The 22,132-nt window shown below is 47.8% G+C and carries 19 protein-coding genes and 1 tRNA gene; 8 read left to right on the forward strand and 12 right to left on the reverse strand.

Translation table 11 applies throughout. The annotated features are described in order from the left end of the window. The first annotated feature begins 83 nt into the window (after positions 1–83). The 5 genes from QZQ08_RS04200 (at position 84) to QZQ08_RS04220 (ending at position 3,575) form a co-directional block, all read left to right on the forward strand. Positions 84–269, forward strand: coding sequence for a ferredoxin (locus QZQ08_RS04200; RefSeq protein ID WP_021736850.1), 186 nt, complete (start codon positions 84–86; stop codon positions 267–269). Then, positions 269–634, forward strand: coding sequence for a DUF488 domain-containing protein (locus tag QZQ08_RS04205; protein WP_296328315.1), 366 nt, complete (start codon positions 269–271; stop codon positions 632–634). Before QZQ08_RS04200 ends, QZQ08_RS04205 begins: the two co-directional genes overlap by 1 nt. Position 635: 1 nt before the next feature. After that, positions 636–803 (forward strand): hypothetical protein, encoded by a 168-nt coding sequence (locus QZQ08_RS04210; RefSeq protein ID WP_021736851.1) that lies wholly within the window; start codon positions 636–638, stop codon positions 801–803. A gap of 350 nt (positions 804–1,153) precedes the next feature. Continuing rightward, complete coding sequence (locus tag QZQ08_RS04215) at positions 1,154–1,621, forward strand: hypothetical protein (RefSeq protein WP_231368230.1); 468 nt, start codon at positions 1,154–1,156, stop codon at positions 1,619–1,621. A gap of 211 nt (positions 1,622–1,832) precedes the next feature. Further along, the gene (locus QZQ08_RS04220) at positions 1,833–3,575 is read left to right on the forward strand and encodes a phosphoethanolamine transferase (protein WP_296328325.1); all 1,743 of its coding nucleotides are present in this window, start codon (positions 1,833–1,835) and stop codon (positions 3,573–3,575) included. Between the two features lie 115 nt (positions 3,576–3,690). Here the strand turns inward: QZQ08_RS04220 and QZQ08_RS04225 are convergent, their stop codons facing one another. The 12 genes from QZQ08_RS04225 to QZQ08_RS04280 form a co-directional block, all read right to left on the reverse strand. Further along, positions 3,691–4,692, reverse strand: coding sequence for an NAD-dependent epimerase/dehydratase family protein (locus QZQ08_RS04225; protein WP_296328328.1), 1,002 nt, complete (start codon positions 4,690–4,692; stop codon positions 3,691–3,693). 150 nt (positions 4,693–4,842) lie between these two features. Then, complete coding sequence (locus QZQ08_RS04230) at positions 4,843–5,676, reverse strand: carbon-nitrogen hydrolase family protein (protein ID WP_296328331.1); 834 nt, start codon at positions 5,674–5,676, stop codon at positions 4,843–4,845. 19 nt (positions 5,677–5,695) lie between these two features. Continuing rightward, positions 5,696–6,712 carry a glycosyltransferase family 8 protein gene (locus QZQ08_RS04235; RefSeq protein ID WP_296328334.1) on the reverse strand — a complete coding sequence of 339 codons (1,017 nt, stop codon included), beginning with the start codon at positions 6,710–6,712 and terminating at the stop codon, positions 5,696–5,698. After that, complete coding sequence (locus tag QZQ08_RS04240) at positions 6,709–7,773, reverse strand: glycosyltransferase family 9 protein (RefSeq protein ID WP_296328337.1); 1,065 nt, start codon at positions 7,771–7,773, stop codon at positions 6,709–6,711. Before QZQ08_RS04240 ends, QZQ08_RS04235 begins: the two co-directional genes overlap by 4 nt. A 42-nt stretch (positions 7,774–7,815) precedes the next feature. Beyond that, positions 7,816–8,970, reverse strand: a complete 1,155-nt coding sequence (locus QZQ08_RS04245; RefSeq protein WP_296328339.1) for a glycosyltransferase — start codon at positions 8,968–8,970, stop codon at positions 7,816–7,818. After that, entirely contained in the window at positions 8,967–10,142 is a 1,176-nt protein-coding gene (locus QZQ08_RS04250) for an O-antigen ligase (protein WP_296328341.1), read from the reverse strand. Before QZQ08_RS04250 ends, QZQ08_RS04245 begins: the two co-directional genes overlap by 4 nt. A 43-nt stretch (positions 10,143–10,185) precedes the next feature. Continuing rightward, positions 10,186–11,133, reverse strand: coding sequence for a glycosyltransferase family 8 protein (locus QZQ08_RS04255; RefSeq protein WP_296328344.1), 948 nt, complete (start codon positions 11,131–11,133; stop codon positions 10,186–10,188). Between the two features lie 144 nt (positions 11,134–11,277). After that, positions 11,278–13,188: an LTA synthase family protein gene (locus tag QZQ08_RS04260; protein WP_296328347.1), complete on the reverse strand. Its 1,911-nt coding sequence runs from the start codon at positions 13,186–13,188 to the stop codon at positions 11,278–11,280. 63 nt (positions 13,189–13,251) lie between these two features. Next, positions 13,252–13,326 (reverse strand) — tRNA-Gly (locus tag QZQ08_RS04265). Between the two features lie 63 nt (positions 13,327–13,389). Continuing rightward, positions 13,390–15,663, reverse strand: coding sequence for an adenosylcobalamin-dependent ribonucleoside-diphosphate reductase (locus QZQ08_RS04270; protein WP_296328350.1), 2,274 nt, complete (start codon positions 15,661–15,663; stop codon positions 13,390–13,392). A gap of 133 nt (positions 15,664–15,796) precedes the next feature. Further along, on the reverse strand, positions 15,797–15,967 hold the full coding sequence (locus tag QZQ08_RS04275; RefSeq protein WP_296328352.1) for a hypothetical protein: 171 nt from the start codon (positions 15,965–15,967) through the stop codon (positions 15,797–15,799). Between the two features lie 24 nt (positions 15,968–15,991). Beyond that, positions 15,992–17,596 carry a Na/Pi cotransporter family protein gene (locus QZQ08_RS04280; RefSeq protein ID WP_296328355.1) on the reverse strand — a complete coding sequence of 535 codons (1,605 nt, stop codon included), beginning with the start codon at positions 17,594–17,596 and terminating at the stop codon, positions 15,992–15,994. Between the two features lie 801 nt (positions 17,597–18,397). Between QZQ08_RS04280 and QZQ08_RS04285 the strand changes: the two genes are divergently transcribed. From QZQ08_RS04285 to QZQ08_RS04295, 3 genes are all read left to right on the forward strand, one after another. After that, positions 18,398–19,372 carry a TAXI family TRAP transporter solute-binding subunit gene (locus QZQ08_RS04285; RefSeq protein WP_296328357.1) on the forward strand — a complete coding sequence of 325 codons (975 nt, stop codon included), beginning with the start codon at positions 18,398–18,400 and terminating at the stop codon, positions 19,370–19,372. 98 nt (positions 19,373–19,470) lie between these two features. Then, on the forward strand, positions 19,471–19,935 hold the full coding sequence (locus tag QZQ08_RS04290) for a DUF1850 domain-containing protein (RefSeq protein WP_296328360.1): 465 nt from the start codon (positions 19,471–19,473) through the stop codon (positions 19,933–19,935). Positions 19,936–19,961: 26 nt separating this feature from the next. Beyond that, on the forward strand, positions 19,962–21,914 hold the full coding sequence (locus tag QZQ08_RS04295; RefSeq protein WP_296328362.1) for a TRAP transporter permease: 1,953 nt from the start codon (positions 19,962–19,964) through the stop codon (positions 21,912–21,914). Positions 21,915–22,132 lie beyond the last annotated feature (218 nt).

Raw genomic sequence — 22,132 nt, forward strand, 5'->3', positions numbered from 1 at the left:
CAATAAAGGATGAAAAGAGGGTTGGACAGGCCTTTTATAGAAAGGTCTCCACTCCCACCAGTCATCAGAGGGAGATGTTACTTATGAAATATCATGTTAATGACAGCTGTATCGGTTGCGGACTCTGCACGTCCACCTGCCCTGAGGTCTTTTCCATGGGAGATGACAATAAAGCCGTTGCCGCTGAATCCGTTCCTGCTGGTGCCGAAAGCTCCGCAGAAGATGCCATGAACGGTTGCCCCGTTGCCGCCATTGAGAAAGTGGACTGATGGAATTATGGCTGCGGCGGGTCTATGACCGCACAGAGGAAGGCCCAGAAAAGCGGATTCTTGTTGACCGGCTCTGGCCGCGGGGGGTAAAAAAAGAGGCCATTCCGACATGGGCCAAACAAATCGCACCCTCTCGGGAACTTCACAATTGGTACAAGGAACATGACGGGGATTTTCAGGGATTCAGGGAGCGTTATGAAAAGGAACTGTCTTTGAATCCGGTCTTCCCGCTTTTCCTTGACTCCCTTGAAGAAGCCCTCAAGAAAGGCCCTGTCGTCTTTCTTTATGCTAAGAAAAGCAAAGAAGAAAACAATGCCGTTGTCCTCCGGGACTATGTGCTCCGTGCCTTACGAAAGGAGAACTGACATGTGTGACGAAGATATGATCTATGACTGCCCCTGCACGGTGGATTGTCCCCGCCACGGGCACTGTGTCAGCTGCATCGATCACCATAGAAAATTGGGTTGGCCCCTTGTTGCCTGCATGCAGAAAATGCTCAAGGAACACAAAGCCCAAAAAGCCGCTCAAAAATAAGGAAGCCGCATTAAAGGCCGCCGAAAGCACAAATCATTGCTCATCGACGGTCTTTTTTTGCGGTTTAATTATAAATAATTTATAAATAAAATATTAATATTTTATGAAAATCCTGTTGCAAAAATTCTTAAAAACATGTATTTTTGTAAATTAGATTCATGAGTTAATTTTTCTTTCCAGTTACTCAAAATACCAGTAAGAAGGAGCCCGTTATGAAAGATCCAACAACATCCGCCTCTTCCTTTTGGCCCAGGGCGGCCATTCTTTATTTTTTCGTTCTGTTCCCACTCAGCTTCCTTCTTCCTGGCCCCTTTGCGTGGGAAAACGGACCTATTGAAATGGGTCAAAACATGATCCTTCTTACAGGTATCATTTGGTCCATCTATCACTACACACAGGAGACGCACCTTCACAGGCCCTCTTATTGGCTTTTTGCGGCAAGCTTTTTCCTGCTTCTTTTCGGAAGGGAAATCAGCTGGGGCCGCGTTTTTCTTCTAAAAGAAATGACTGAGACAGGACCTGTTTTCTGGAGCATGAAAGACCTCCCCTATCATCGTGTCATAGACGGCGCCATTGGACTCTTATCGGCTGCGGTCATCCATCTCTTTTATCAGAGCGTGAACGTTCAAAAAACCTTGCACTGTCTTAAAAAGAACCGACTCATGTTCCTTCTCACAGTCCTTGCCGCTATACTTGCCCTCATGGGGGATAAAGGCCAGCTCTTTCATGATTTCAGGGACGAGACCATGGAAGAACTATCCGAACTTTTTGTCTATCTTCAGATCTTCTTTTTTATTCATCGATATCGCATCGCCTGACCTTTCTACCGTTTCAGAATTTCCTAAATGGAGGGCGCCCTATAGGGGCGCTTTTTTTGATTCCAAAAGGTGGATAAGTTGGAAACTATGAGGTAAAATAATAAGTATTCGCGATTATTATTTTCACATTTTTTAGAATAGAGGCGGCCTAATCATGTCAAAATCCTTTCCGACTCCTTCCAAGACCTTTTTCATTCTCTTTTTTCTCCATTTGTTTCTTTCCTTGGTTCTTAGACTTACGGGTCAATTGGAACAGCGTATATTCAATGAAATCCTCATTTATGGTGCACTTGCCTATTCTATGATTGGATCCCAATGGAACTATGATCCAAGTTATCTCAAGACATCTTCAGTACTCTTCCTTTTATATCTTCTTTCCATATATACCCTTCAAGACTTCAGTAACAATGGGCTTTCTGCCTCTGAAGCAATCGAATGGGGTACAACCTTATTTGCCTTTTTTTCTTCATGGGGACTCTTATCCAATTCCATAAAACAGTCCCTTCTCCGCGTGTGCTGTCGCGCCATCTATTATGGCGGATTATGGCTGACGGCAAGCGTTCCGTTATTAGGGATTGGATATGGAATCGTAAGTGGAGGGCATGCCCTGTCGGCTGATCTCATATTGGCAGTTTTCCAGACAAATCCAGGAGAAGCACTGTCCTACCTGAAGGAACAGCCATTATTTCTCTGGGCACTTTCCTTACTTGGAATCTTTGCCATCAGTATACTCGTAATCAGCCTTTTGAGGAAAATGCTGAAAGCCGCACCGGTTCAAAAGCCATCCATCATTTTGATTCTAATGGCTTTACTCGCTCTGAATATGAAGTCTACCCTTCCCCGCATAAAAATCTTCTACCTAGCAAACACAATCACTTCAGCCCGGACCTCCCTGAAAGCCTACGAACAGTATAAAATTATGAAAGAAATCCGTCTGAACCGCTTGTCTGCGCTTCCCCCACTTTCCATAGATTCACAAGCCAGAGGAACCTATGTCCTTGTCATTGGAGAATCAGCATCCCGTGATCATATGCACGTATACGGATATGACCGACAAACCACGCCTTGGATGGATAAAATGGCGGGTTGTAAGGGAACAACCATTTTTTCCTATCCCTATGCCAATTACTGCCAAACCATCCTTTCCCTCACCTATGCCTTGAGCGAAAAAAATCAGTACAATCACATTCCCCTTGAAGAAGCTTATTCCATCATCGATCTTGCGAAAGCAGCTGGCTACGATACCTACTGGATCAGCAACCAGGCAGGATTTAGTGCTTCAGACACGCCCATTACCATCATTTCCTCCACCGCAGCACATCATACTTGGATCAATGGAAGAGGCGCATCTCCCAGTGATTCCACATACCCAGATGGGAAACTTATTGCAGAACTTCCAGACAATGTAGACCGCCCCAGTTTCATTGTCATCCATCTAATGGGCAGTCATTCCCGGTATGCAGATCGTTATCCCAAATCATACAGTCTCTTTTCGGGGAGAGGAAAATTTGTTGACGGCTATGACAATTCGGTTCGCTATGTCGACAGCGTCCTTCAAGGCATCTTTGAAAAAGTCCATAATTACTCCAATTTTCAAGGGTTTCTTTACCTGCCTGACCATGGAGAAGATCCAGAATCCGGAAATGCCCATTCTCCTGATAAATTTACCTTTCAAATGGTTCGAATTCCCTTTCTGGTCTATCTTAGTCCTAAGGCAATTGCCAGTCGCCCAGAAATCCAAAAAGAATTGCAAAAACACAAAGATCTGCCATGGACCAACGATCTAGCCTATAATTTGCTTATTTCCCTACTTGGAATCCAGAATGCCCCATACGAAGAAAGGCAGTTCGATCTTACGTCCCCAACCTATCAGCTCAACTGGGAGAAGGCAAAGACACAACATGGCACCAAAACTCTTTCCGAAAAAACAGAGCCCCATTCCCATATTAAGTAAAGAAAATCCCCTTGTTGTACCAACTATCGGTACAACAAGGGGATTTTCTTCTCATTTATCCAATCTCGCCAGGAGTTGGTTCTTATCAATAGATTTATCATTGGCCTTTCAGGCACTAGGCAGTCCAATGATAATACGCTTTATACCACTGGGCAAATTTCTTGAGTCCTTCTTCAATTGTCGTCGTCGGTTTAAAGCCAAAATCCTTTTCAAGGGCCGATACATCTGCAAAGGTCTGGTACACGTCACCGGGCTGCATGGGAAGATATTCCTTTGGTGCCTCTTTTCCCAGTGCCTTTTCCAGAGTCTTGACAAAGGTCATCAGTTTTACGGGCGTGCTGTTGCCAATATTATAGATTCGGTAAGGGTCCCCGCCAAAGCCATCTAGGGGCGGATGGGGAAGCAGGGTTTCGATACCCGTCACAATATCATCGACATAAGTAAAGTCACGGTACATATCGCCATGATTATAGATGGTAATGGGCTCCTCCCTCATGATTTTATTGGCAAATTTGAAATAGGCCATATCAGGCCGACCAAAAGGACCATAGACCGTAAAAAAACGCAGTCCTGTCGTAGGAATCCCATAAAGATGACTGTAGGTATACGCCATGAGTTCATTGGATTTTTTTGTAGCCGCATAAAGACTGATCGGATGGTCGACTGGGTCTGTGACGCTAAAGGGGGTCTTTTCCTGATTGCCATAAACGGAGGAACTTGAAGCATAGACAAGATGGTTCACTGAATGATGACGGCAAGCTTCCAAGATTGTAAAAAAGCCCACAATATTGGAATCAATGTAGTCCCGAGGGTGATCAATGCTGTAGCGGACGCCGGCCTGAGCCGCAAGGTTCACGACAATTTTGGGGGACAGCTTCGTAAAAACCCCTTCCACAACGTCCTTGTCACTGATATCCCCTTCTGTAAAGGAAAAGCCAGGATAATAGGAAAGACGCTTCAAACGCTCCTTTTTCAAGGCTACCTCATAATAGGCATTAAGATTATCCATGCCATGAACGGCATGGCCCTTAGCAAGAAGGCGCAGGGCCAGGTGATACCCTATAAAGCCAGCTGCACCGGTAATGAAAATCGGTGCGGCTTCTATTTTGCAGTCCATAGGAAATGCTCCTTTACTCATGAGATCACCGCCATGGGCGGCTTTTTTATCATTATAATACAAAAGACGAGGAAAAACAGTGGCTTGTACAAAACGAGACCGTGAAGGCATGATCCGCTCATTTTTCACAGTCTCGTTTCTGTATATTTTCTATTTTTTGCTAAGGGTGTACACATCTTCCCGCCGGTTCTGGAGGGTAAAGGTCTCTTTCCGTACCTTTGACACAAGGTCAAGGTCAATGGGGGCGTAAATGATGCCCGTTTCCGTCCCGCCTGCTTCGGCAAGGACCTTTCCCCGCGGATCGACGATCAGGGAGTGACCATAGGCCGTAAAGCGAGGCTTCTTTCCCACTTGGTTCGGCGCAATGACGTAGCATTCATTTTCAATGGCCCGGGCCCGGACAAGGACCTCCCAATGGGCGCGGCCCGTTGCTTCCGTAAAGTTCGCAGGGAGCACCAGAATCTGTGCGCCCTCGAGGGCCATAAGGCGGAAGAGTTCCCCAAAGCGCAGGTCATAGCAGATAGCAAGGCCCAAAGTGCCGACACCGTCCGTCTTCACCGTCACGATGTCATGACCCGGTGCTACATGACTTGATTCGCGGCTTGTCACCCCTGAATCAAGGACCACATCAAAGGGATGGAGCTTGCTGTATTTTCCGAGGAACGCTCCATCCGGTCCCAAGAGAAAGGTCGTGTTATAGGGGCGGGCCGGGTCCGCTTCATTTCTTTCGTAAAGACTCCCACCCACGATATAGACGCCATATTTTTTTGCAAGGCGGCTCAAATAGGTTGCCGTTTTCCCACTAGGAACCGCTTCTGAAAGGGCCGCATAATCGCGGCCCAAATAGGCCATGGTCTCGGGAAGGACGATAAGCTTGGCGCCTTTTTTGGCCGCTTCTCCAATGAAATCAGCCGCGACAGAAAGATTCCGTTCCTGGTTGGATGTAGTATCCATTTGAATGGCGGCAGCAACAAACGTTGTCATATAAAAACCTCCTTGAGTCTTACTTTGCCCTTCGAGAAATCAAAAAGCGTCCTTTTAGTATGGCGTAATAAGCCATTCCCTTTACATAATCCCGGAAGCTTTCTTTTCTGCGATACTTTGCCCATTCCTTGAAATCATGATAGTTTTCTGGTTTAGGGACGGGCAAAACAGCCGTCAAAGTCTCCCACGGAGAGGCCGCATTATAGGACCGCCACTGAGCGTCATAATCGGACAGGACCATCTGCCATGGTTTGCGCCGCCCTGTCCAATGAATGATTGTCCCTTTTTGCTGGGGATCATCTTCACCACCGCCAAATTCATTGTAAATAGACGGCAAAAAAGCATTTGTCCCATCAAAGACGATGTTGAGGATATCCTGGCTTTGACCCAAAAAACGTTCTTTTGGTTCTTTTTGCAGGGAAAAGGCCTGTTCCGTAATGTGCTTTTTCTGCCACTCTGGAATATTCACCATCATGACACCGTCATTAAAGTAACGGCCATGATTAAGATGGAGATAGTCACCACGGCGCTTGGCATCGGGCATCCGTTCTGAAACAGCCCCCATCGCTTTTCCCGTAAGGTCCCAATGATAGAGCGCATCAAGGGGCCGGATGACCATGGTATCGGCATCAAGATAGAGAAAACGATCCGTTTCTGCAGCAAGGATGAGGGGCATCACTACCCTTCCGTAGGTAATCCGGGAAAAGCGCTCCACTTTGACGTGAAAATCAGCAAAGGGTTCCATATGAAGGGTATAGAGCTTGATGACGCAGCCATAGCGGTCAGCCAGCTGCTCCATCTTTTGGGCATTTTCCTTGCTGTACCCATCAGTAAAGATGTGAAACATCACCGCACGGTGGGTATTATTTTCAAGGACACTGACAAGGCTTGCACCCATAATCTGAAAATAGCCGTCATTGACGTTATAGGCAACGTGCAAGGGCGCTTTGTCCGTCTTTTCCGCGTTTTTCGAAAAGGTCTCCATCCCTTTTAGGAAACGGGCGGAGACAAAATAACCGTCTTCAAAGGTTTTCATAACGATTCAAGCATCTCCATCACAGCGTCTTGGACCATGGATAAGGTCACGCTTTCTTCGCAAAGGTTCTTAGGGCAATTCTTGGGCCAGATGCAGACATGCTTTCCCGAACAGGGCACATGACCGCTGACAGCCCAAGTCCTTTCCCCACATCCCTGATAGATTTCGGGAGAGTTAGAGGTAAAAATCGTTAGGACGGGACACCCTGCCGCGGCGGCAATATGGGTCGTTCCCGTATCGAGGGTAATGGCGCAGTCGACCCGTCTCATAAGCGCCACCAAAGCGGGAAAGGTCATTTTTCCCAGGGTATCGATGATGCTTTCGGAATGCTTCATCCGGCTTTTGATGGCGTCCAGCTTAGGTCGATGGGAATCAATCCCCGTCATGATAAGGGACGCGTCATAGCGCTCCACGAGCCAGTCTCCCAAAGCGGCAAACTTTTCAGCCCGCCAGTCCTTTGCCTTTGCAGTCGTCTCCACGCAAAAAAGCACCTTTGGTCCCTTGGCAGAACATCCAGCAAGCAGGGCATCAGCGGCGGCAAGATCCTTTGAGGCTGATGGGACAAGGGCAGGAGGAATGAATTCCTGTGATTCATCACCAAAATAATCCCGCATGAGACGCTGATAGCTTTCTCCCATGCGGTGATTTTTATAATCCCACGGCGTCTTATAGGAAAGGTCTTCCGTATAGAGCCATTTTTCCCAGCCCAGCTCCCAGCCTAAGGCCCGCTCCATACTAAGGCGGATAGGAATGCGGGCGAACCATTTCATCAGCGTCACCCGTTCCCGAGGATCAAGGGAGATGCCCAGGTCATAGCCTTCTTTGGCAAGATTCCGGCCTATACGCAGGACATCAAGGGCTCCTCCGCCGCTTTGATAGGTATAAGGAATAACACGGTCGACACCACAGATCAAAGAAGCAGGCAGAGCGACGGAATCTTTCACTAAATAGTGGATTTCACTATGAGGATATTGTTCCTTGAGAACGGGAATCACAGATGCTGCTGTAATGACATCACCCAGATGCATGATGCCATCAAGGAAGATTTTTGTTTGTTTCATTTTGTTTTTCCATCCTATCTATCTGTCAGATCATTCCATTCTTTATTTTTTGACTAGATGATTTAAGAGAATTAACCATTCATTCCACACTCTTTGTGGAGAAAATGCCAAAATGCTCTCTTTCGCATTCTTTCCAATTTGAGTCCGCAAGTTTTCATCAGCCATTAACTTTCTAAGAGCCGCAGCAAAGGGCTTTATACCGTCATCACAAAGATACCCATTGACTCCATCCTGAATAATTTCAGAAACTGCCGTGCAGCTTCGGTACCCAATAGCAGGAAGTCCTACATCTAGCGCTTCTACAAGCGTAATTCCCATCTCTTCCTCTGCACTCGGGAAAGCGAAAATACTGGCATTGGAAAGAATACGCGGGACTTCGTGAGTAAACCCACAAAAATGGATTTGGTTCTCAAGATGATACTTTTTTACGAGATTCCAGCAATATTGCACATAGGAATCTTTGGCTAAATCTCCTTCTCCCCATAGTTCAAGGTGCCAGTCCGGAAACTCCGCATGCAATAGGTGAAATGCTTCTATAAGGATATGCTGTCTTTTTTGGTTTTTACTAAAGCGCGCAACATGGGCAATCACTTTATTGTTTAGGTGACTTTTGAATCCAGAAGAAATCACAGCGTTAGGAATTTGAATCAGCTTTCTACAAGCAGCATGCGCTTTAACGACCTTTACATCATGGGGCATCAGCACTTGTACACAAGCAGCATTCTCCAAGGTCCAGCGGCTTTCTTCAGTCAAACAGTCAAGGACCGTTTCTGCAGACCTATGAAACATGATGATAACCGGACAATCAGGCTTAATATAGCATAAAATCATACGCGCAAGTTCGAGGCTATATGCAATGATAATCTCCGGTTGTACGCGTTCAATAGTTGGTGCCATCATATTGGCCCAAATCGGGTCTTCAAATTTTTGATCATAACGATGACGTCTCAGCTTTGTTCCTTGAAGAAGTCTAGCAACCTTATGGACACGGCTTTGCTGTTTTTGGTAGCAATGCGTTACATGAATGAAATTTACATTAGGAGAAAGTGGGAAGAATGGTTTATCTCCATCTTCCGTCATCGCAAGAGCACTTACACAATGGCTTTTGGAAAATTCATTGGCCATCGAAAAAAATACACTCTCAGCGCCTCCAACGGTTTCCAAATGACGCCAGCGATTCACAAGAAGAATTTTCATGATTGCTTTCCATCCTGTAATCTTAAAGCGCATCCTGTCATGAAAAGAAGGGTCTTTACGGCGGCAGACATACCCAGCGTGTAATCAAACATCCCCACTGTGCAAAATCCGATCCAAGCACAAAATCCCGCAAACGCATAGGGATTTTCCACATGACGGAAAAGATAAAAGGAGGCAAGGATCCAGACAACAAGTCCCATAAGGCCTACAAGACCACTGTCCACGGCCGTTTGGATATAAATATTATGGAAATGGTGCAGGCCCTGCGTATCAGCCTTGGTACGATAATGGGCAAGATAAGCCCGTCCTCCTTGAAGGATACCAAAGCCAAAAACCGGTTTATCCTGAATCATGACGGCTGCTTTCTTCCATGCTTCGATTCGGTCTCCATTGGACCGATCGGTCGTTACATTCGAAATAGAAGAAAGTCGTTGGGAAAGGGCGGGACTTGCGGCAATCACGGCAAAAGAGCAGCTTAATGCCAAAAGGACCGCGACAATCCTTGAATTTCGTTCCCGCAAACTCTCTGCGGTCACAAGAATCACAGATACGAAAATGCCCACCCAAGAGCTTCTTGTGCCGCTGCCAATGGCACCTAGGACAATGAGAATGGCTGCCACCATAAGCCCATTCCTGTGAGAAATTTTTTCCGCCTTTTGCAGCCAAAGGATGATGCTTGCAGGAAAAACGGTAGCAACAATACTAGCATGACGCAGCCACCCATCCCCCAAGCCATGGGCACGGTCAGCTCCCGTAATGAGCCGTTCACCAAAAGTACAGAGTCCATCAAAGGCAATAAAAGCAATGAAACAGAAGAGCGCCTTTTTAATGGCTTTTTCATCGATATCCAAGAACAGTAAAATGGGAAGCACAACGATGCGGCCCACCATGGCATTGAGATATTTTCCAAAGGAAAAACTCACATCAGGGCTCAAAAGGGCCGACGGCAACAGGGTCAGGGCGAAAAAGGCATAGGCCCAAAAATAATGCTTTACGTGCGGTGCCAAATGAAAGGTTTCCCCGCGGCGCCTGCGCTGGATGACATCAACGAGAAACAGCACAATGGCAAGGCCATAGAAAATATTCCCCACCGCAATGGATATGCGCTGCGTGCACATGGCAAGGGTCAGTGCGGCTAATGAGTACCCACTTAACTTCTTTTTCATCATCATACTCCTCTTGATTCAAGGCCCTTTCTTTTTTACAATCTGCTTTTTACAATGTCTTTTTGGCTCCACCCAAAAGCCGTGTCCAAAACTTCCCCAAACGAATCCGCATTTCCTGACGCCACAAGGATTTTCCCGTCATATCCCCGGGCTGCGGCATAGGAGCGTCGCGAAAAGCCGTCTTTTTGAGGACCTCATAATAGATACGATTAAAATGCTCCGATTGAACAAATTCCCACGGTTTATAGCGCCCTGCCCAGTGGATGACGGCGGGATCCTTGAGGGCCTCGATTGCTTCGAGCCGCAAAGCCCCTTTTTTGAGGACCTTTAAGGGCATGCCAAAAACGGGTGGGATGACGTTCCAGCGCAGCGGCAATATGGCCCAATTCCCCATAAAGACTTTATTGAGGCCATCTTGGTCGTGATGGCGGTAGGCATAGCTCGTGACGCATTGCAGGACCTTTTCCCCATAGCCTTCTTTCCGAAAGGCAGCAAGGTCCATGATCATAACGCCCGAATTAAAATAAGGAGCGCCCAAGGGCAGGTCCAAAGATTCCGCTTTTTGGCGGCGCATCCTTGATGAAGCCATGATACCAAAATCCTTGACGGCACCAACAGGATGACCGTCAAGAGGAAAGTCCCATAGCTTTGCCACATCATCCTTTACTACAAGATCCGTATCAAAATAAAGGGCCTTTGCAATGGCTAAGGGCAAAAGTTTTGCAATAAGAAGGCGAAGGTAAGCCGCCTTATGGATATGACCGCTTGTGTAGGCATCTACGGTGATGCCCTTTGTATCAATAAAAGTCACAAGACCCTTGAGGTCCTTGATGGTGCGCTCCACCATCTCTTTTTTTACACCGGTGATTCCATCATCAAAGAGATAAAAATGAAGGGGTCTGGAACCTTTATGGCAAAGCAGCATAGAAGCTGCTGCAACGGCTGCGTGCTGGGCATAGCGATCATCACAAGCAAGGACAATGGCAATTTCGTCCATAATCTACTCTCCTGTCGTCTGACACTTCACATACTCTTTATCATACAATGGAAATGGCAGGAGCACAAGGGAGGCGGCAGGAATTCCTGCCGCCTCCCTTGTGCATTCGACGGTTATCTTCCTAAAATAGATTTATACCGCCGTTTATTCGATTGAGCTAATCGCATTGCCATTTTTGATTCGCCAAATGGCAATGGTCCGGGCCGCTTCGATTTGTTCCCTGAAGCGCTCGTCATTGAGCTCTTTTTGTTCTCCGATCTGACCGTCTTCAATATAAAGGCGATGGTTGAAGGCTCGCCGGGAATCAAAAAGGGAGGGAAGCAGGGATTCATAGGTCTCTCCTTGGGGCAGGATGAGTTCAGCCAAAGTCGGCGCAATCTGGAGGTGACTGCCGGCGGCGTCTTTGGCAAAAAGGTCCGTAGGAATGCCAGCGCCATAGAAGAAGCAGGGAATGCCGCTTTTTTCCCATAAGGAAACATCGCTGCTGAAATTGAAGCGCTCCGCGTGATCGCCCGTAACGACAAAAAGGGTGGATGGGTCATAGGCTTCGGCGGCCTTGATGAATTTTCCCATCACGTCGTCGGCATACCAGATGTGTCCCAGCTGGTCCAAGGTCTTCTTGTCCTTGGGAATGGCAGGTCCCCGCTTTTCAGCTACGCGGTCCCGAGGGAATCCCTGGCTGTCCACATCAAAGGCAAAGGGTGGATGGTTGCTCGTTGTAAGGATAAAGTAAAAGGTATCTCCCGGGTCTTTTTGCATGGCCTTCAGCACTTCCTCAAAAAAGGGGCCATCGGCAATCCCCCAGGAAGAGCTTTCCCCTAGGCCGGGAAATTCATCGGCGCAGTGGAATTCATCAAAGCCTTCGCGGCGCGTAAATTTTTCGATATCCTGCCAGCTGCGCAGGCCGCCATACCAGAACTGGGTCCGGTAGCCCAGCTTCTTCATGACGGCGCCAATGCCGAGGCCGTCGACGGGATCCCCGTTCTTTCCCATGATATAGTTGACGTAAAGGCCAACATCGGGAAGACCTGTAACGAATCCATTGAGGCTCGTCATGGTTCCCGTACTGTTTGCGAGGAACTGATACGTATGGGCCCCATGCGCTTCAAGGAATTTCCCCGTCGCCGCAAGGTTCATGTCCTGATACGCGGGCAAAAGAGGCCAAAGGGCATAGTTTTCTCCCAAGATTACAACCACATGACGAGGACGCTTGATGCGGGCGTCCGTCTTTTTGATTCTGGTAAAAGCTTCATCGATGGTCGCCGCATTGCCATTGCCGCCAAGAAGCCAAATGGCCGCTCGCACTTCTTCTGCCGTGAGGGGGCGCAGGACTTTTTCCGTTGCCCGTTTATGGGTGGCATAGGCGCGGTACAGGGCCTGTCCATCATCGAGAATGGCTTCATTGAGAAGTTTGGATTTGGTACGGGCCGCGCTTTCCCAGTGGATTCCATCATCGGAATGAGAGCCGCCGCCAAAGCGGCAAAAGATGGCAAAAATAGGAATAAAGATCAGCGTACCTGCAAAAATGGTCTTGATGCGGCGCTGGGGGGCGATGGCCTTTCGTTCCTGCAGCTGATGCCAAAGATAGATGACGAGAGCGGAGAGAAGAAGGACGCCGACAAGACGCGGGAAAAGCTGATATTCCTTTACGGCCGTGTCCCAAATGGCATGCTTATCATCTTTCATGCCGTTAAAGAGCATGATGTTGTACGTTTCCTGGAAAATGGCATAGTAGGGAATGCGCGCCACAAAAAGAAAGGTCATGACAAAGAGGGAAAGGCCTGTAAGGAGGGTCCTCACGGCTTTTTCCGGATAGCGGGAAGAGAAGCTTCCCGGCACGGTTGCCAAAAGAAAGGGAAGCCCCACAAGAAGGATCGTCGTCTTAAGACTGATGCGAAAGCCAAGATAAAGGGCATAGAGGATTTCTGAAGCGGGAACCGCATTCAGCTGGCTGCGGAAAAGGACGAGAAAAGCCACTCGGAAAAGCATGAGGAGCCCTTCCAAATAGAGAAAATATCGCAGATCTTTTTGCAAAAGGGTAAGAAAACGGTGCATATCGTTCCTTTCAAAAATAAAGAAAAAATCCCGCAGTCACAAACTGCGGGATGAGCGTTTCATTGGAGCGGAAAACGAGATTCGAACTCGCGACCCCCACCTTGGCAAGGTGATGCTCTACCACTGAGCTACTTCCGCAACGAAGAGAATTATACCAGATGGCAGCGTTTCCGTCAAGAACGTTTTTACTACGGCACGGCTTTAGTAGCACTTACTCCATCCGCAGTTCTTGCAGGTATTGCATCCTCCTTCAAAAACAAGGGGTTCCCCGCACTGAGGGCAGAAAATGTCTTCCGCCCGTACTTTTTTGGTCACGGCTTTTTTCACTTCTTTAGTAGGAACCTGAGGGGCCGCTTTGCCCGTTAGCTCCTGCTGCACTTCATTATACATATCAAGGAGCGCATTGCCAACCGCCAAGGGACAGCATGACCCACGGCTCGTATCCCCTCTTGTAATCCGCCGCACGGCATAACTTGGGCAGTTGCCCGTAGAATTGAGCTGATCGATGATGGTATAGATATCAATACCAGCACGGGCCGCAATGGAAATCATCCGGGACAACCCAATCATGAAGTTGTTGCAGCCGCCGGTAGAACCTTTGCTCAGGTAAGTTTCCAGAAGGGCCCCTGTTTCTGGATCAAAAAAGGCCATGCAGTGCAGGCTGCCGCAGCCAGTGATCAGTTTGCGTTTCTTGCCGATGACATGATCATCAATGGCAACGATTTCTCCGCGGGCAAGGCCCTCTCCTGCAATCGGGACTTCCTTTTTATGATCTTCCACATGCGTTGTGAGGATACCAGCACGCTTACAGCCATCACGGAAAATGGTGACCCCCTTGCAGCCGCTTTCATAGGCAAGCAGGTAAAGATGTTCTGTATCTTCAACCGTAAAGCTGTTGGGAACATTGACCGTCGAACTGATTGAAGCGTCAATATGCTGCTGAAAAGCGGCCTGCATGGCAATACGATCCTCATAGGGAAGGGTCATGGCCGTGACGAAATAAGAAGGCAACTGGGAATCATCCTTGAGATCATGCTGCTTCATATAGCATTCCACAATGGGCGTGTAGACCTTGTAATAGACATCGGCCGCATGGAGGGATTCTGTTTTACGCTCATAATAGTTTGCATAGATTGGTTCAATGCCGCCGGAAATCCCCAGCATCGTTGAAAGGGTTCCCGTAGGCGCAATGGTCAGAAGTTGGGAATTGCGCAGGCCATACGATTTCACGAGCTGTACGGTCTCTTCCGTCGTATTGGCTTTGAAGTAAGGAGTTTCCATCACTTCTTCTGCACAAAACTGCTCATAGGGGCCGCGCTCTTTGGCAAGAAGGGCGGAAGAAGCAATGGCTGTATCCGCCATGGTAAAGCCCAGGGTATGACAAAAATCAACCGCTTCCTTACTGCCGTAGGTCAACCCCATTTTCAGGAGCATATCACCAAGTCCCATAATGCCAAGGCCAATCTGGCGCCATTCGGCAACACTTTCCCGCTGTTCTTCCAAGGGATGGAGCGGCAGCCCTTCTTCAAGTACATCATTCAAGGCCCGGACAGCCACATGGATTGCTTGCTTAAACCCTTCCTGATCAAAAGAAGCCTCTTCCGTAAAGGGATCCTTGACAAATTCAGCAAGGTTCATGCTGCCAAGGAGACAGGAACCGCCTGCTGGAAGAGGTTCCTCCGCACAAGGATTGACACCGGCAAACTGGAAGGATTTGGTATTGGACAATAAGTTCCAGCTTGTAATCCGGTCCCAGAAAAGGGCTCCTGGTTCCGCATAATCCCAGTTTGTCTCCGCAAGGAGATGAAAGACCTCTGCTGCGTCTACCAAGGACTCGATGGTTTCGCCCGTTTCTTTGCGCGTGTAATGAAGGCGGAACTTGCGATTTTCCTTCACAGCTTCCATGAAATCACCGCTGATCCGAACGGAAATATTGGCTTTTGTCACCTTATCCAGATCTGTCTTCAATTTAATGAAGTCAACAACATCAGGATGGGAACAGTCAATGGAAATCATGAGGGCCCCACGGCGCCCATTTTGTCCGATTAGTTCTGTTACGAGGGAATAAAGGGTCATGAAAGAAATGGATCCGCTCGTCTGCTTGGCCGCATTGTTGATATGGGCTCCTTTGGGGCTCAATTTTGATATATCAATGCCGCAGCCTCCACCGTAACTATAAGTCCGAGCCAGTTTCCCGGCCCTGTCAAAGATGCTCTCAATGCTGTCTTCCGGCGGCTCCACCACATAACAATTGGAAAGGGTAATCTTCTTTCCCTTATTTTCAAGGCCCCGATTAGCCAGGATGCGTCCACCAAAGAGAAACTTCTGCTCCTTGATCAATTCCCTGACTTGCTCATCACCGCCGCTTACTCTATCCAGCCAGGCGTCAAAGCTTTCACTGTCATCGCGGTACTTGTTCTGCCAAATATCAAGCCCCAGCTGATTATCCGCACCAAGCCATTCCTGCACTTCCATAACCGTCTCCCCTTTTTCAATATCTTGTATTTTTTATTTTAGCAGCTCACTATATATAGTGTTTTTTATCCATACGGTACTTATCGTAGCAGGAAGTCGGGCTCCCGTCAAGAAAGCATTTTCCAAAACCTTGTCAAGATGGATGGCCCCATTTTTCCTGATCCCATTCAGCCAGTAAATACCTTCCGCCTTCCTTTTTTATAAGATGAACAGTGAATAAAATCGCCTGCAGCGCAAAAATAAAGCCCTGCAGGCTTATTGATTTGGGAAAGAAAAAACCGTGCCATGAAGCATCATCCTTCACAGCACGGTTTCGTTCAAAAAAGGATCAGAACTCACCCAGCACAATTTCGCACAGATTTTGGGCGTGATCAGAAACGCGTTTCATATTCAGCAAGAGTTCCAGCATAACAAACCCTGTTTCCGGCGTACAAACGCCGCGGTTAAGCCGGTCCACATGGGAGCGGCGCATGGCTTTTTCCTTTTTACGGACTTCATGGGAACGGGCAAGGGCCGCCTTGGCAAGATTTACGTCATTGTCTTCCAGGGACTGAAGGGCATCAGCCGTGGTCCGTATGACCATATCCCCAATTTCCTTCATCTCTTCCGCGGCTTCCGGAGAAAATGAAATCCCGTCTTCATTCATGGACTTGACTCGTTTGGCAATGGTTTCGGCATGGTCCCCAATACGTTCCAGATCCATGCAGCAGTGAAGCAGACCCGTATGGATATTGGTCAGCTCCACACTGAGGTTCTTTTCCGACATCTTTGTCAAGTAGACCGTAATGGCTTCTTCCAAATTATCAATGACCGGTTCATGTTCCTTGATATACTTGACCTTTTTGGAGTCATATTGATTGATACAGCTGAAGGCCCGTTTGATATTGCCCAAGGCAAGGCTCCCCATGCGGCTCACTTCTTTTCTTGCAAGACTCAATGCAATGGCCGGGGTATCAAGCATACTTTCATTGAGGAATTTGGGCTGATAGGAGATTTCGCCATTTTTATTAGGCATGATCTTCTCAATGAGTTTCGTGAACTGTCCAGCAAAGGGCAGGAAAAGAATGGTATTTACAACGTTAAAGACCGTATGGGCGTTAGCAATCTGCCTAGAGATATTTCCGGCAGGAGAAATCTTCAAGACCAAAGTCAGGAACTGGCCCAGGAGAGCAATGGCAATGATGCTTCCAATTAAATTGAAGAGCACATGGGAAAGGGCCACGCGTTTCGCATTGATGTTAGCCTGCAGGGTCGCCAAAACGGCGGTAATACACGTCCCGATGTTATCCCCCAACAAGACAGGGACAGCCCCTTCCAGCGGGATAAGACCTTGGCCGGCCATGGCCATCAGGATACCGACCGTCGCTGATGAAGACTGGATGACAACCGTCATACACAGACCAACCAAAAGGCCCAGGATGGGATGCGTGGAAAAGCGTCCGATGAAGTCCACAACGGCCGTATTATGACGCAGAGGGGCTACAGAATTGCTCATCATCGCCATCCCTAACATGAGGATACCAAACCCCATGAGCACTTGACCAATATCTTTCATTTGCCGCTTCTTTGCAACTGTACGGATCAAAAAACCAATGGCAAGGAGCAAGGTAATATAATCCGTCAATTTAAACGCAATGAGCTGAGCCGTAATGGTTGTCCCGATATTGGCCCCCATGACAATCCCAAAGGCTTGCTGCAGGTTCATGAGACCCGCGTTGACAAGTCCCACGGTCATGACTGTGGTTGCGCTTGAAGACTGTAAAATGCTTGTGACGCCAGCACCTAAGGCAACACCATAAATCGTGCGCTTTGTCAGTGCCCCTAAAATCCGCTGGAGCTTACTGCCGGCAGCAGCCTGCAGGCCATCGCCCATGAGCTGCATACCGTAAAGAAAGAGCGAAATCCCACCAAGGAACAAGAAGAATTGAAGCAAGGTAATCTCCCCCGTTAACATAGATCATACTGGATGCGGTCTACAATTTCATTACAAATTATTTACTTGTCTATTACATGATTTTACCACATCTTTTTCCATCAAGCTATGGAAACTGACCCGATTCCTTCTATTTTTACGCGGATTTTACACGCCATGATGACAACAAAAAAAAGAGCATTTTATCAAATTGTCATATATTTTTTATGAATCAAGATTATCGTTCGAAATATATCGAACATTATTCACAGCCTCTAAATTATCATTTTTTAAGTTTAAATTCACCCTCAAAATTTTCTCTTATTTTTTTCTCTATGCGAGTCTATTGTTAAAGGATTTTTGTGTATATATAAAAGACTATATTCCAAATTGTATTCCCTTTGTATTTCTGTGATTTCCTGCCTTTTCTCTATGAATATAAAAAGGAGCAGTTCATTATCAGAAATTTGATCAAAGCCTTGATTCTTCCCATTATGACAAAGAAAAATAGATTTCCACTACTAATATTAATTCTTGATTAGAGCTGGATTTACCGAAAAGAGTTCCTTTTCCATACCTAACGTCCCATTTTTATGACGGGAATCCTAGATTTATTTTTTGTTTTGCATATTGTATACAAATTCTATTGAACAAAAACAGTCTCATATGTTACATAACAGTTATGCTGTCTTATTCTTGACTTTTTGTAACATAAAGGTTACACTATTGATGACGAACAAGGCAGGGAAAGATTTTTTTCTATTGTTCGGTGTTTTTTGTTAGCCCGTTTTTTATTACACTGTATGGATGGAGGAGAGAACGATGAAAGCAAAAAAAATGGTAGCGGCATTCCTCGCAATGGCAGCAGCAACCGCTCTGATTGCTGGCTGCGGCGGCGGTGACAAAAAGGAAAGCGGCGGCGGTGACAAAAAATTCATCAACATCGCAACAGGCGGTACGTCTGGGACCTATTATCCCTTGGGCGGGGCCTTAGCTGATATCCTTAACAAAAATGTCAAAGGCGCCAATGCTTCGGCACAATCCACAGGAGCTTCCGTCGCAAACGTCAACCTCTTAAAAGAAGGCAAGGTTGATATCGGCTTTATCCAGAACGATATTTCCTATTATGCGGTAAACGGCGTCGAAATGTTCAAGGACAAAGCAGTGAAAAACCTCAAAGGGCTGGCCACCCTTTATCCGGAAACAATCCAGATCGTCACGACAAAAAAGACGGGCATCAAGACATTTGCTGATATCAAGGGCAAACGCGTCGCTGTTGGAGCTGCTGGATCCGGGACTGAAGCCAACGCCCGTCAGATTCTCGAAGCAGCAGGCATCACCTACGATGACATTAAGGTGCAGTACCTTTCCTTCGGGGAAGCAGCCTCTGCCTTGAAGGACGGCAATGTGGACGTTGCTTTCGTAACGGCCGGATTCCCTACGGCAGCTATCCAGGACCTTGCTACCCAACATGAAGTTGTGCTCCTGCCGGTTGATTCTGCCATGGCTGATGCCTTGATCAGAAAATATCCGTACTACACCAAGATCAAGATTCCTGCCAAAACCTACAATAATGTAGACACCGATGTAGAAGCTGTTGCGGTCAAGTGCATGCTCGTTGTTACGGATAAGATGAGCGATGAATTGGGCTACGATATCGTGAAGGCTCTTTATTCCAATCTTGACCGGATGAAAGCAGCTCACAACGTTGCAAAACTTATCACCAAGGAAACGGCCAAGGAAGGTATGTCCATTCCTCTGAACAAAGGTGCTGAAAAGTTCTTCAATGAAAAATAAGTAAAAAGCGGCGATCTCATATGGCAAATTGCACAGACCGAACACCACCCTCCAGTGGGGTTCGGTCTTTTTTTAAAAAAAACCTGCTTTTCATTATTTTGATCCTCCTTCTTGCAGGAGCCGGCTTCTTATGGTACGCGACAAGGCTCATCCTCGTCGTGATGCCTTCTGACGGTACAGCCCCCGTGGTCTTTTCCGTCAATGAAGGGGACGAATGGGTTTACCATTATAAGCATTCGGTCCAACAGACCCCCTGCTATGAATACTTCCGGATCAATGGGCCCCATAACATGACCATGACCCACACCATCTATGAATCTTACGGAGTTGGCCTTCCTTATAGTCTTATGGATGGTGCTTTCAAACCACTGAAAAAAGAGGGTAAATTTGAAATGATCATGAACCGGCCCTATGAAAAGATTTCCTTTCGGGCGGCCAGCGAGGCCCGCCCCAGCATCACCTATGGTAACAGGACCATTGATCTTGTGGATCAATTTGGTCAAGGCACACGCGTTGATGTGCTCAGCATGAAACGATATACTTTCTGGTTCATGGAATCATGAACTGGAGAAAGGAAGTGGCTATAACTATGACAAAAGAAAAGAATCAGACAGCTTCCCAAGAAATGTCGGCAGAAGAAGTCATGAAAAAATATGACAAGGAATCAGACAAGAGAAATCCCGTAGGTGCCTGGCACTATATCATTTCCGCCATTTGCATCCTCTTTGCCTGTTTCCAGCTGTATACTGCAATCTTTGGGGTACTTGACGCCCATCTGCAGCGCACCATCCATTTAATGTTTGGATTGACGCTGATTTTTCTCCTTTACCCAGGACGCAAATCCTGGTCCCGTTCTTCCATGAATCCCCTTGATGTCATCTGTGCCCTTCTGGGAATCGGCGCCACAGGCTATCTGCTCCTGAACTATCAGGAACTGGTCCTGCGCGCCGGCCTTAATACCCAGACTGACATCATTGTTGGCATCATTGGTGTCCTCATGGTCTTTGAAGCAACACGCCGCACGGTCGGCTGGCCCATGCTAACCGTTGCACTCATCTTTGTGGCCTACGCCTTCCTCGGCCCCTATATGCCAGGGATTCTCGCCCACCGCGGCGTTGGCTTTGACGAACTTGTCAGTCACCTCTTCTTTACGACAGAAGGAATCTTCGGGGTACCTATGGGAGTATCATCCACCTTTATCTACCTCTTCATCCTCTTTGGCGCTTATCTTGATGCCACGGGTCTTGGCAAATTCTTCATTGATACAGCCAATGCCCTTGCAGGATGGGCTATTGGCGGACCGGCTAAAGTTGCCGTCCTGTCGAGCGGTCTGATGGGGACAGTTTCCGGTTCGTCTGTCGCGAACGTTGCTGGTACGGGATCTTTTACGATTCCCATGATGAAAAAACTGGGCTATCGGCCGTCCTTTGCCGGAGCTGTCGAAGCAGCGGCCTCCACAGGCGGTCAGCTGATGCCTCCGGTCATGGGCGCTGCCGCCTTCTTGATGGCAGAATTTGTAGGTGTCCCCTACATCGAAGTCGTCAAAGCAGCCGTTATCCCGGCCCTTCTCTATTACACAGGGATTTGGCTGAGCGTCCATTATGAAGCTAAGAAATACGGCCTCAAAGGAACGCCCCGCGACCAGCTTCCAAAATTTGGTCCCTTGCTCCGAGAAAAAGGCCATCTAGCGGTTCCCCTGATTGTCATCGTTTACCTGCTTGTATCGGGCTATACCCCAATGCGTGCTGCCCTTTATGCCATTGGCCTGACGATTGTCTGTGCCTGCATGAGAAAGAATACGCGCATTACCTTTGCACAGTTTGTGAATGGCCTGATTGAAGGATCTCAATCCGTACTGGGTGTCCTCATTGCCTGCGCCTCAGCAGGCATCATCATTGGCGTCGTCACAAAGACCGGCGTCGGCCTGAAACTTGCTACGGCCCTTCTTGACCTTGCGCAAGGCAAAATGATTCCAGCGATGTTCTTTACAATGATTACCTCCCTGATTCTCGGCATGGGCGTACCGACGACGGCAAACTACGTCATCACCTCCACCATTGCAGCCCCTGCCCTCGTTCAGATGAAGGTTCCGGTCCTTGCAGCCCATATGTTTGCCTTCTATTTCGGTATTGTCGCTGACGTTACGCCGCCGGTTGCCCTAGCTGCTTATGCTGGCTCCGGAATAGCTGGCTCCAACCCCATGAAAACAGGCGTTACGGCCGCAAAGCTAGCCATTGCCGCCTTTGTCGTGCCCTACATTTTCGTATTAGCGCCGCAGCTGCTCATGATCAATGCCACGGTTCCCATGATCCTTATGGCCATGGTCACAGCCATTATCGGCATGTGGGGTCTGTCACTGGCCATGATTGGCTTCTGCCAGCATCCACTGACCACACTGCAGCGTGTCGCCTTCTTCATTGGCGGCCTGTGCCTCATCATTCCTGGCAGTATGACTGATATCGCCGGCATCGGGATTCTCGTCCTCTGCTATCTCTGGCAGAAAAAGAATCCGGGCGGCCCACTGCCAAACGTAGGAGACTGATTTGCGTACTGTCGAAAAGGAATGCTATGAATCATAGTTTTCCTCGTTCGCTTCTCTTCTTACGGGAAACACCCCTTACCCATTGCCGCGGGTAAGGGGTGTTTTCTCTTTGGAAAGGTTGGAGGGGGCGGTACACAAATCGCGCCGATTCTCCAAAAAAGCGGGTTCTATAATTTATTTTGGGGCGCTAAAGTGACCGTCCAGATTCGTGTCCTCTC

The sequence above is a fragment of the uncultured Acidaminococcus sp. genome, assembly GCA_900538365.1.
Taxonomy (GTDB): Bacteria; Bacillota; Negativicutes; order Acidaminococcales; family Acidaminococcaceae; genus Acidaminococcus.